Raw genomic sequence first — 11,857 nt, 5'->3', positions numbered from 1 at the left:
AAATGATTAAATATGGTATTGTTGGCACAGGATATTTTGGGGCGGATTTAGCAAGATCTATTAACAAAATAGATGATGCAAAAGTTACTGCAGTTTTTGATCCGCATAATGCAGAAGCAGTTGCGATTGAATTAAATGCAGAAGTTTCTAATAGTATAGATGCATTAGTAAGTAGAAACGATGTGGATTGCGTAATTGTGGCTTCTCCAAGTCATCTTCATCGTGATCCAGTTGTTAAGGCAGCAAAGAATGGCAAACATGTTTTTTGTGAAAAACCAATTGCGCTAAATTTTGAAGATTGTAAAGCTATGGTGGATGCATGTAAAGAACATAACGTTATATTTATGGCAGGACATATAATGAACTTCTTTAATGGTGTTCATCATGCAAAGAATTTGATAAATGAAGGTAAAATAGGAAAAGTTCTTTATTGTCACGCTGCACGCACTGGTTGGGAAGAACAACAACCGACGGTATCTTGGAAAAAAATACGATCACAATCAGGTGGCCATTTATATCATCATATACATGAATTAGATTGCATACAGTTTATTATGGGAGGACTGCCAGATAGAGTAACGATGGTAGGTGGAAATGTATATCATAAAGGTGACAATTTTGGTGACGAAGATGATATGCTCATTGTCAATTTAGAATATAGTGATGGCAGATATGCATTACTAGAATATGGAAATGCATTCCGTTGGGGAGAGCATTATGTATTAATAGAAGGTACAAAAGGCGCGATAAAACTCGATTTATATCAGACCGGAGGAACATTACGTGTAAAAGGTGAAGGAGAATCTTATTTCTTAGTCCATGAAAGTATCGAAGAAGATGAAGAAAGAACTATCATTTATAATGGTCGTGGTATGGATGGTGCTATTGCATATGGCAAACCAGGTGTAAGAACGCCTTTATGGCTACAAACGTGCATAGATAAAGAAATGACATATCTTCATGAAGTTTTAAAAGGGGGAACAGTTTCTGAAGAATATTTGAAACTTTTAAATGGAGTAGCTGCGCTAGAATCAATTGCTACAGCGGACGCATGCACATTGTCGCTAAATGAGGATAGAAAAGTATCATTGGATGAGATTACGAAAAAGCACGCGTAATAAGATGATTTAGTAATAGGAAAAGTATAAATAAGTTTAATCATCTTACATTTTTGAGTAAATGAAAGGCTCATTTCAAATTATAATGAGCCTTTATTAATTTTTTAAAGACAAGTCATGTAACTTATATTAAAATGTTTGTGAATTAGCTATTCTCCTTTCTTCTATACTTCAATTAATGATAAACTGTATAGGTAAAACTTGTACATTCTTTATTAAAGTGAATGACAATCGAAAGTTAGGATTAATGAGGAAAAGGAGTTCCACCTTTGGATATTTATCAACATTTTAGACCTGAAGAGCATGAACAAATTGATTATTTATTAGATAAAGTGCGCCAGGCTGAAACACAATATGCCCCAGTACTGACTTATTTTTTAGATCCTCGTGGACAATATATGTTAGAAGTGATAGCAGGCAGTTTCAACGATTTGCACGTTTCATTTGATGGGGGACGTGATGCGGAGAGGTGTCGGGCGGTTATTGCGCCAAGCTATTATGAACCGTCGCGGGATGACTTTGAATTGGCTTTAATTGAAATTGATTATCCGACAAAGTTTGTGACATTGCAACATCAACATGTGTTAGGAACATTGATGTCTTTAGGTATAGAACGTGAACAAGTCGGTGATATTATCGTAGCTGAACGCATCCAATTTGTTTTGACAAAGCAATTAGAATCATATATTATGTTAGAATTAACACGTATTAAAGGGGCAACAATTAAACTTCATGTGATTCCGTTTGAAGATATGATACAATCAGAAGAGTATTGGGAGACGTATGAAGCAACAGTGAGCGCAACAAGACTCGATGTCGTATTAAAGGAAATGATTCGGAAGTCACGTACAATTGCCAAGACACACATTCAGCGAAAACGTGTCAAAGTGAACCATACGCTTATTGAGGCAGCGGACTTTCAACTTGAAGCAGGCGATTTGTTGTCCATACAAGGATATGGCCGTGCAAAGATTACAGAAATTGGTAATCGTACGAAGAAAGATAAATTAAGAATCACCTATCAAACTTTATTTAAATAGTGTATGATGGAGGAGGGCAAGAAATGGCTTTTACACCTAGCGAGATTAAAAACAAAGCGTTCACACGTATTAAAAACGGCTTCGAACCTACAGAAGTAGAACAATATTTAGAACAGTTAAGCCATGAAATCGAACGTTTAAAAGAGGATAAAAAACAATTAGAAAAAGTGTTAGAAGAACGTGATGCACACATTCAATCATTCAAAGAGGTTGAAAAATCAGTCGGTGAAGCGATTGTCAGTGCCCAACGCGCTGCCGATGAAACAAAAGCAGCAGCACAAAAAGAGCGAGATGCAATCATTCAAAAAGCACAAGCAGAAGCAAGTCAAATTGTGAATGATGGTATAGAAAAGGCGCGTCGTTTATCTTTCCAAACCGAAGATATGAAGCGTCAATCTAAAGTGTTCCGTTCACGTTTTAGAATGCTTGTAGAAGCACAGCTTGACTTGTTGAAAAGTGATGACTGGGAATACTTGTTGAACTATGATTTAGATTCACAACAAGTGACAGAAGAAAACTTCCAACATTTAAATGAACAAGACATTACAGCACAAGAGAAGCGACAAGCTGAACAAGCGAACCAACAACCAAACGAAACATCATCAAGCGAAACAGACAAGTAAAAGAGATAATCATCCATACAGCGAGTTAGGAAGTGGTGAGAGCCTAACAGATGACCTTATTTTATATCACTGATTCGCCATGTCATATTAAAATCAATGAGAGAACTCTAAGCTGAGTTAAGCAGGGTGGTACCGCGGCATGTCCGTCCCTGAATATCTGAGCTTAGAGTTCTTTTTCAGTTAAAGGAGTGTAGTTTAAAATGGAATACAAAGATACGTTACTCATGCCAAAAACAAAATTCCCAATGCGCGGAGGACTTCCAACAAAGGAACCACAAATACAACAAGAGTGGAAAGAGAAAGATTTATACCGCAAAATGTTAGAAAAAAATGAAGGACAACCGTCATTTATTTTGCATGATGGTCCGCCATACGCAAACGGTAACTTACATATGGGACATGCGTTGAATAAAATTTTGAAAGACTTTATCAACCGCTACAAAACGATGCAAGGATTTTATACACCTTATGTTCCGGGTTGGGATACACACGGTTTACCGATTGAGCAAGCGTTAACGAAAAAAGGCGTTAAACGTAAAGAAATGACAACTGCAGAATTTCGTGATAAATGTCAAGCTTTTGCGATGGAACAAATCGATATTCAGAAAAAAGACTTCTTACGTTTAGGGGTTAACGGCGATTTTGACAACCCATACATTACGTTAAAACCAGAATACGAAGCGGCACAAATTCGCTTATTTGGTGAAATGGCTGACAAAGGTTTAATATATAAAGGGAAAAAGCCGGTTTACTGGTCACCTTCAAGTGAATCGTCATTAGCAGAAGCGGAAATCGAATACCACGACAAACGTTCAGCTTCTATTTATGTCGCATTTGACGTGAAAGACAGTAAAGGTATCGTTGCGGATGATGCGAAGTTTATCATTTGGACAACAACACCTTGGACATTACCGTCAAACGTAGCCATTACAGTGCATCCCGAATTGACATATGTTCAAATGAATGTGGACGGTACACGTTACATTATCGCCGAAGCATTAGTTGATGCAGTTGCTGAACAATTAGGTTGGGATAAAGAAGCTGTTGTTCGCGAAAAAGATTTCAAAGGTTCAGAATTAGAATATATCGAAGCACAACATCCATTTATTGATCGTATTTCATTAATCATCAATGGTGAGCATGTCACAACAGATGCTGGTACAGGCTGTGTGCATACAGCGCCTGGACACGGTGAAGATGACTTTATTGTAGGTCAAAAATACGGTTTAGAAGTCATTAGCCCATTAGATGATAAAGGGGTTTTCACTGCTGAAGGTGGCCCATTTGAAGGTATGTTTTACGATAAAGCCAACCAAGCTGTTACAGAATTGTTAACTGAAAAAGGTGCATTACTCAAATTAGACTTTATTACACATAGTTACCCACATGACTGGCGTACGAAAAAACCAGTGATTTTCAGAGCGACACCACAATGGTTTGCGTCGATTTCTAAAGTGCGCCAAGACATTTTAGATGCGATTGAAGATACAAAGTTTAAAGTCGACTGGGGTAAAACACGTATTTACAACATGATTCGTGACCGTGGCGAATGGGTCATCTCTCGTCAACGTGTCTGGGGTGTGCCATTGCCAGTATTCTATGCTGAAAACGGTGACATCATTATGACGAAAGAAACGGTTTATCACGTAGCAGATTTATTCGAACAACACGGCTCTAACATTTGGTTCGAACGTGACGCGAAAGACTTATTACCAGAAGGCTTTACACATCCGGGTAGCCCTAACGGTGAATTTACAAAAGAACAAGATATTATGGACGTATGGTTCGACTCTGGTTCATCACATCGCGGTGTCCTTGAAACACGTCCAGAGTTAAGTTTCCCAGCAGATATGTATCTTGAAGGCAGTGACCAATATCGTGGTTGGTTCAACTCTTCAATTACAACATCCGTTGCGACGCGCGGCCGTTCACCATACAAAATGTTATTGTCACACGGTTTCGTAATGGACGGGGAAGGTAAGAAAATGAGTAAATCATTAGGTAACGTGATCGTGCCTGATACGATTGTGAAACAAAAAGGTGCCGACATTGCACGTTTATGGGTGAGCTCAGTGGACTACCTTGCTGACGTACGTATCTCAGACGAAATTTTAAACCAAGTTGCTGACGTATACCGTAAAATCCGTAATACTTTACGTTTCTTATTAGGTAACATCAACGACTACAACCCAGCAACAGACCGAATTGCTGAAGCGGATTTATTAGAAGTGGACCGCTATATCTTAAATCGCTTACGTGAATTTACAGCAGGTACATTAGATCATTACGAATCATTCGATTATTTAAATATTTACCAAGAGGTTCAAAACTTTATCAACGTTGAATTAAGTAACTTCTATTTAGATTATGGTAAAGATATTCTTTATATTGAAGAAAAAAATGCGCATAAACGTCGTAGTATGCAAACAGTATTGTTCGAAATTTTAGTGAATATGACTAAATTACTTGCGCCAATCATTCCGCATACCGCAGAAGAAGTTTGGTCACATATCGAACAAGTGGACGAAGAAAGTGTTCATTTAACAAATATGCCGGCTAAAGAAGAAGTGGACCAAGCGTTATTAGATAAATGGAACACATTCATGGCTTTACGTGATGATGTGAACCGTGCATTAGAAGCGGCAAGAAATGAAAAAGTTATCGGTAAATCTTTAGAAGCTAAAGTGAAAATCGGCAACAGCTCTTCATTTGATACGCTTGCATTTTTAGAAGGTTTTAATGATTTACATCAATTGTTCATCGTGTCTCAAGTTGAATTAGTAGAAGATACAAAAGGTGAAGCATATCAACACGGTACAATCGAAATCGCAAAAGCTGATGGAGAGAAATGTGCACGTTGTTGGAATTACAGCGAATCATTAGGTAGTGTGGGTGAATTAGATGATTTATGCCCACGCTGTCAAGAAGTCGTAAAAACGTTAGTATAATCGAATCAATGAAATATTAAAGAAGGCAATGTTGGTACTGGCTAAGTGCTAACATTGTCTTTTTTGTTTGTGTGAAACATACATAACTTTGAGTTACAAATTACTCCATTTAAATCAATCTTTTGTAAACGGTCCAACACTGTATCACTGACAACCCTAGGATGTATTTCAAATGTAGTTATCATGAAATAATTACATAGTTAAAATATATCGTGTTATAATATATCAGTGACTAACAGAAAGGACAAAAAGTATGAAACAACAATATTACATTGGCCTATCGCTCTTTATTACATTAATCATCTTGATAGGCGACCAACTGACTAAATTTATTATCCGTACACAAATGACGTTGGGTGAGTCATTTGCAGTAGTTCCAAAATTTTTATACATTACTTCTCATCGCAATAATGGGGCCGCTTGGGGTATACTAAGTGGGAAGATGACATTCTTCTATATTATTACGATAATCGTTTTAATTGCGCTCATTGTCTTTTATATTAAAGAAGCGAAAAATAATATGCTGATGCAAATTGCGATAAGCCTGTTGTTTTCGGGCGCGTTAGGTAATTTTATTGATCGTGTCAGTAGCGGTGAAGTGGTGGACTTTATAGATACAGTCATTTTCGGTTATGATTTTCCTATTTTTAATATTGCAGATGCGAGTTTGACAATAGGTGTGGTCTTGTTGATTATTGTATTATTAAAAGATCAGAATCAAAAAGGTAAGGTGTCGTAATGGAAAAACATATATTTAATATTGAAGACGCAACGCATCATTTACAGCGTATTGACAAAATATTGCCTGAATTCAATTCGGAGTGGTCACGCAGTCAATTACAAGAGTGGATTAAAGAAGGATTAATTGAAGTTAATGGTAAAGCTGTCAAGTCGAACTATAAACTAAAATTAGGTGACCGTATAGAAATCACTGAAAAAGAAGTGGTAGAAGCAGATATTCAAGCAGAGAACTTAAATTTAGACATTTACTACGAAGATGACGACGTGGCGATTGTTTATAAACCTAAAGGCATGGTCGTTCACCCATCGCCAGGGCATTATACTGGGACGCTTGTAAATGGTTTAATGTATCAAATCAAAAATTTATCAGGTATTAACGGTGAAATTCGTCCAGGTATCGTGCACCGTATCGATAAAGATACTTCAGGGTTACTGATGGTTGCGAAAAATGACGTGGCACATCGCAGTTTAGTTGAACAATTGATGGCAAAAACTGTGAAAAGAAAGTATATTGCGCTCGTACATGGCCATATTCCACATGAGTTTGGAACGATTGATGCACCTATCGGACGCAATAAAAATGACCGTCAATCGATGGCTGTCGTTGATGACGGTAAAGAAGCTGTGACGCATTTTAATGTCATTGAAACGTTTAAAAACTATACATTGGTTGAATGTGAACTAGAAACAGGACGTACGCACCAAATTCGTGTGCATATGAAGTATATCGGTTATCCGCTTGTAGGCGATCCGAAATATGGTCCGAAAAAGACGTTAGAAATAGGCGGACAAGCTTTACATGCGGGTCTTATCGGTTTTGAACATCCTAAAACAGGGGAATACATTGAACGTTTTGCGCCGCTTCCTGCAGAATTTGAAGCTGTCATTGAACAAGTGCGTAAAGAAGATATTTAAGTAAAATTTTAAAAAATAGCCAGATTTGCTTTGACTTTTGGTGTTAAAAACGTTACCATAAGAACAAGTTAAAAACGAATAAAAACTGAATCGTCTTTAAGAGGGAGTCCAGTGAGGCTCAAAAGACATGATATCAATCATTCAATTTAGAGAACTATCATATAGATGCTGCATTGTACGTACGAGAGACGTAATGGGACAGTTTTTGATAGTCTATCATATTAAATTGCTTAAAACTCATGTCTACTTAAAGACATGAGTTTTTTTACGTAAGGAGTGAAAGGATTGGTTGAACGCGTTGTATTAGACGAATCTGCTATCAAACGCACAGTAACACGTATTGCCCATGAAATATTGGAATACAATAAAGGCACAGAAAACCTTGTATTACTCGGTATTAAGACGCGCGGTGAGTATTTAGCGCAACGTATACAACAAAAGATTCAACAGATTGAAGAGGTCCAAATCCCAACAGGAGCAATCGATATTACAAGTTTTAGAGATGATATCGATTCGCGCCAACAACAAGATGCACCAGGATTTAACATCGACACTGATTTGAATCATCAAGTGGTTATTATTGTGGACGATGTGCTTTATACTGGACGTACAGTACGTGCTTCACTTGATGCGATTTTACTTCATGCGAGACCGAAAAAGATTGGTTTAGCGACACTCGTGGATCGTGGTCATCGAGAGCTACCGATTCGTGCAGATTTTGTAGGGAAAAATATTCCAACGTCTCATGAAGAATCTGTCAATGTTTACCTAGAAGAAATAGACGATCGCAATGCGGTTGTCATCACATAATGACACCTTTTAATTCAGTACGAGAGACTGACAAAGGTATAATTGCAAATAGAGCCAATGACGTACGATGTCGGCCGCCGATTATAGTCGGTGTATGTGTGTATATCTGTTTGTAATCACCTCAGTCTCTTACCTTAATTGGTGAAGAGGCTTTTTTTATAAGAAAGGAAGAAAACAATGGAAAATGAACAAATGTTTACGAGAACGGTTCAACCGGTACTCGATGTGAATGAAAGACCAAAAGCGGGGCAATGGGTATTTTTAAGTCTTCAACATTTATTTGCGATGTTCGGTGCAACAGTATTAGTACCGTTTTTAACAGGCTTACCTGTATCATCAGCGTTACTCGCATCAGGAGTAGGAACATTACTCTACATCTTGATTACAAAAGGGAAGATTCCAGCGTATCTCGGTTCAAGTTTTGCGTTTATCACACCGATTATTACCGGTTTAAGTACGAATAGCTTAGGTGATATGCTCGTTGCATTATTCATGAGTGGTGTTATGTACGTTATCATCGGGGTTGCGATCAAAGTGAGTGGCACAGACTGGCTCATGCATTTATTACCACCTGTCGTTGTCGGTCCAGTCATTATGGTGATTGGTTTAAGTTTAGCACCGACTGCTGTCAACATGGCGATGTTTGAAAGTTCAGCTGAGATGAAAGGGTACAATTTAAGCTTTGTAGCCGTGGCAGGGATTACCTTACTTGTGACATTGATTGTTCAAGGATTTGCGAAAGGCTTTTTCTCGCTCATTCCAGTGTTAATCGGTATCATCGTCGGCTACATTACAGCGATAGTGTTTGGCATTGTAGATTTCAAACCTGTCGCAGAGGCCGCTTGGTTCCAGTTCCCAGATATTTACATTCCATTTGCAGATTATCAACCTTCCGTGCATCTCGGATTAATTGCAGTGATGCTCCCAATCGTGTTTGTAACGGTGAGTGAACATATCGGACACCAAATGGTCATCAACAAAATCGTCGGCCGTAACTTCTTTAAAGATCCGGGACTACACCGCTCCATCATCGGTGACGGGGTATCGACAATGTTTTCAAGTATCATCGGGGGGCCACCGAGTACGACTTATGGTGAAAATATCGGTGTACTCGCGATTACGAAAATTTACAGTATTTACGTCATAGGCGGTGCGGCAGTTATCGCCATTATGCTTGGCTTTGTTGGGAAATTCACAGCACTGATTTCATCTATCCCTACACCAGTAATGGGTGGTGTGTCTATCTTATTATTCGGGACTATCGCGGCAAGTGGCTTACGTATGATTGTCGAAAGTCAAGTCAACTTTGCGCAAAACCGTAACTTAGTCATCGCGTCAGTCATTCTCGTCATCGGTATCGGTAACATGATGTTGAATTTATCTGATTTAGGTGTACATCTCACAATTGAAGGGATGGCATTATCAGCAACAGCAGGGATTTTACTGAACTTAATTTTACCAAAAAGTTAATTATAGGAGGCCTTGATTATTATGCAACATCTCGTATCAATGGAACATTTAGCTGTAGAAGAAATTGAAAACTTAATTCAAAAAGCGATGCAGTATAAAGCAGGAGAAGCGGTACCGAATTTGAAAGGACGTTACATTGCGAACTTGTTTTTCGAAAATTCGACACGTACGAAATGTAGTTTTGAAATGGCAGAACACCGTTTGGATATGAAGCAAATCAACTTTGAATCAAGTGCCTCTTCTGTACAAAAAGGGGAATCGCTGTATGACACATGCCGAACATTACAAAGCATTGGCTGTGATGCACTAGTCATCCGACACGAACAAAATCATTACTACGAACCCTTGTTGAATATGGGGATTCCGATTATTAATGCAGGGGATGGCAGTGGCCAGCATCCGACGCAAAGCTTATTGGACTTAATGACGATTTACGAAACATATGGTCGTTTTGAAGGACTAAAAGTGGTCATTTGCGGTGACATTAAAAACTCACGAGTGGCACGTAGTAATTACCATAGTTTAACTGCACTTGGTGCAAAGGTCGTTTTCTCAAGTCCTGACGTTTGGAAAGATGACAGCATGGCTGCAGATTACGTTGAATTAGATGATGTGATTGACGAGGTCGACATTGTAATGTTATTACGTGTCCAACATGAACGACATGCAGGCGTTTCACAAGGTTTTGAAAAAGAAGAATATCACCGTCGTTATGGTTTGACTGAAGAACGATATGCCACACTTCAAGATCATGCGATTGTGATGCACCCCGCACCAGTAAATCGCGATGTAGAAATTGCAGATACATTAGTAGAAGCACCGAAGTCACGTATTTTTGAACAGATGTCAAATGGTGTGTACATAAGAATGGCAGTATTAACTGAAATTTTAAATGGTTAAGGAGCGATTAGGATGATGAAATTAATTCAAAATGCAAAGATGTTAGAAGCAGGTACGTTGAAAAAAGTTGATGTATTAATCGAAGGCAAGACAGTGAAACAGATTGCAGAAACGATTGAACCAACTGAAGACATGACAGTCATTGATGCAAAAGGTCACTTTTTAGCGCCAGGTTTTATCGATGTCCATGTGCATTTGAGAGAGCCAGGTGGCGAATATAAAGAAACGATTGAAACAGGCACCAAAGCAGCGGCACGTGGAGGTTTTACAACGGTTTGTCCTATGCCAAATACGAAACCTGTTCCTGATTCGTTGGAACATTTAACACAGCTGAATGAATTAATTGACAAAAATGCACAAGTTCGTGTCCTACCGTATGCCTCTATTACAGTACGTCAAGCAGGAAAAGAGCATGTCGATTTCAAAGCGTTAGCTGAAAATGGCGCATTTGCATTCACAGATGATGGGGTCGGTGTTCAAGAAGCGGCGATGATGTATGAAGCGATGCAACAAGCGAAGGCACAAAATAAAGCAGTCGTTGCACACTGCGAAGATAATAGTCTTATCTATGGTGGTGCCATGCATGAAGGCCGCCGCAGTCAAGAGCTTGGCATTCCAGGTATTCCAAATATTTGTGAATCGGTACAAATCGCGCGTGACGTGTTACTGAGTGAAGCAACAGGATGTCATTATCACGTGTGCCACGTATCAACGAAAGAAAGCGTGCGTGTCATTCGTGATGCGAAAAAAGCAGGTATTCCAGTGACAGCGGAAGTGACGCCACACCATTTATTACTGACAGAAGATGATGTGCCAGGAGATCATGCGATTTATAAAATGAATCCGCCTTTAAGAAGTCAAGAAGATAGAGCGGCGTTATTAGAAGGCTTACTTGACGGTACGATTGACTGTATTGCGACAGACCACGCACCACATGCAGCAGACGAAAAAGCACAACCGATGACACGTGCACCATTCGGCATTGTCGGCAGTGAAACAGCATTCCCATTACTTTATACACACTTTGTGAAAAATGGGGATTGGTCATTACAACAACTCGTTGATTACTTGACAACAAAACCAGCTGAAGTGTTCGGTCTCCCTTATGGCAAGTTAGCAGAGGGTGCACTTGCAGATTTAACATTAATCAACTTAGACGATGCGTACGAAATTAAAGCAGAAGATTTCTTATCAAAAGCGTCTAACACACCATTCTTAGGTGAAACAGTATACGGTAATCCTATTTTAACTATGGTTGAAGGCAACATTCGTTACGAGGAGGCAAAATAAAC

Annotated in this window: 10 protein-coding genes; all 10 read left to right on the top strand. The window is 38.8% G+C overall.

What is annotated here, in order from left to right; genetic code table 11:
- Positions 1 to 2: 2 nt before the first annotated feature.
- The 10 genes from P3U61_RS07765 (at position 3) to P3U61_RS07720 (ending at position 11,855) form a co-directional block, all read left to right on the top strand.
- Complete coding sequence (locus tag P3U61_RS07765) at positions 3 to 1,118, top strand: Gfo/Idh/MocA family protein (protein ID WP_014614165.1); 1,116 nt, start codon at positions 3 to 5, stop codon at positions 1,116 to 1,118.
- 269 nt (positions 1,119 to 1,387) lie between these two features.
- Positions 1,388 to 2,158, top strand: a complete 771-nt coding sequence (locus tag P3U61_RS07760; protein WP_100006727.1) for a YlmH family RNA-binding protein — start codon at positions 1,388 to 1,390, stop codon at positions 2,156 to 2,158.
- Between the two features lie 23 nt (positions 2,159 to 2,181).
- A complete protein-coding gene (locus P3U61_RS07755) occupies positions 2,182 to 2,781 on the top strand; it encodes a DivIVA domain-containing protein (protein ID WP_063278831.1) in 600 nt (199 codons plus the stop codon).
- A gap of 200 nt (positions 2,782 to 2,981) precedes the next feature.
- The gene (gene ileS, locus P3U61_RS07750) at positions 2,982 to 5,729 is read left to right on the top strand and encodes an isoleucine--tRNA ligase (RefSeq protein ID WP_014614162.1); all 2,748 of its coding nucleotides are present in this window, start codon (positions 2,982 to 2,984) and stop codon (positions 5,727 to 5,729) included.
- A 253-nt stretch (positions 5,730 to 5,982) separates the two neighbouring features.
- Complete coding sequence (lspA, locus tag P3U61_RS07745) at positions 5,983 to 6,468, top strand: signal peptidase II (RefSeq protein ID WP_014614161.1); 486 nt, start codon at positions 5,983 to 5,985, stop codon at positions 6,466 to 6,468.
- The gene (locus P3U61_RS07740; RefSeq protein ID WP_015729003.1) at positions 6,468 to 7,385 is read left to right on the top strand and encodes an RluA family pseudouridine synthase; all 918 of its coding nucleotides are present in this window, start codon (positions 6,468 to 6,470) and stop codon (positions 7,383 to 7,385) included. The genes lspA and P3U61_RS07740 overlap by 1 nt, the downstream gene beginning before the upstream one ends.
- A 285-nt stretch (positions 7,386 to 7,670) precedes the next feature.
- The gene (pyrR, locus tag P3U61_RS07735; protein WP_014614159.1) at positions 7,671 to 8,195 is read left to right on the top strand and encodes a bifunctional pyr operon transcriptional regulator/uracil phosphoribosyltransferase PyrR; all 525 of its coding nucleotides are present in this window, start codon (positions 7,671 to 7,673) and stop codon (positions 8,193 to 8,195) included.
- 177 nt (positions 8,196 to 8,372) lie between these two features.
- Positions 8,373 to 9,665, top strand: coding sequence for a uracil-xanthine permease family protein (locus tag P3U61_RS07730; RefSeq protein WP_100006726.1), 1,293 nt, complete (start codon positions 8,373 to 8,375; stop codon positions 9,663 to 9,665).
- Positions 9,666 to 9,686: 21 nt separating this feature from the next.
- A complete protein-coding gene (locus tag P3U61_RS07725) occupies positions 9,687 to 10,565 on the top strand; it encodes an aspartate carbamoyltransferase catalytic subunit (RefSeq protein ID WP_014614157.1) in 879 nt (292 codons plus the stop codon).
- A gap of 15 nt (positions 10,566 to 10,580) precedes the next feature.
- Positions 10,581 to 11,855 carry a dihydroorotase gene (locus P3U61_RS07720; protein WP_014614156.1) on the top strand — a complete coding sequence of 425 codons (1,275 nt, stop codon included), beginning with the start codon at positions 10,581 to 10,583 and terminating at the stop codon, positions 11,853 to 11,855.
- Positions 11,856 to 11,857: the final 2 nt, after the last annotated feature.

The sequence above is a fragment of the Staphylococcus pseudintermedius genome (assembly GCF_034042775.1).
Lineage (GTDB): Bacteria > Bacillota > Bacilli > Staphylococcales > Staphylococcaceae > Staphylococcus > Staphylococcus pseudintermedius.
The sequence above is the reverse complement of the archived record's forward strand: the minus strand, read 5'-3'. Positions and strand labels throughout refer to the sequence as shown.

Excerpts from the sequence above, each read along its gene's own strand:
- ileS (WP_014614162.1), top strand. The coding sequence starts at position 2,982 with ATGGAATACAAAGATACGTTACTCATGCCAAAAACAAAATTCCCAATG.
- lspA (WP_014614161.1), top strand. The coding sequence starts at position 5,983 with ATGAAACAACAATATTACATTGGCCTATCGCTCTTTATTACATTAATC.
- P3U61_RS07765 (WP_014614165.1), top strand. The coding sequence starts at position 3 with ATGATTAAATATGGTATTGTTGGCACAGGATATTTTGGGGCGGATTTA.
- P3U61_RS07740 (WP_015729003.1), top strand. The coding sequence starts at position 6,468 with ATGGAAAAACATATATTTAATATTGAAGACGCAACGCATCATTTACAG.
- P3U61_RS07720 (WP_014614156.1), top strand. The coding sequence starts at position 10,581 with ATGAAATTAATTCAAAATGCAAAGATGTTAGAAGCAGGTACGTTGAAA.
- P3U61_RS07755 (WP_063278831.1), top strand. The coding sequence starts at position 2,182 with ATGGCTTTTACACCTAGCGAGATTAAAAACAAAGCGTTCACACGTATT.
- P3U61_RS07725 (WP_014614157.1), top strand. The coding sequence starts at position 9,687 with ATGCAACATCTCGTATCAATGGAACATTTAGCTGTAGAAGAAATTGAA.
- P3U61_RS07730 (WP_100006726.1), top strand. The coding sequence starts at position 8,373 with ATGGAAAATGAACAAATGTTTACGAGAACGGTTCAACCGGTACTCGAT.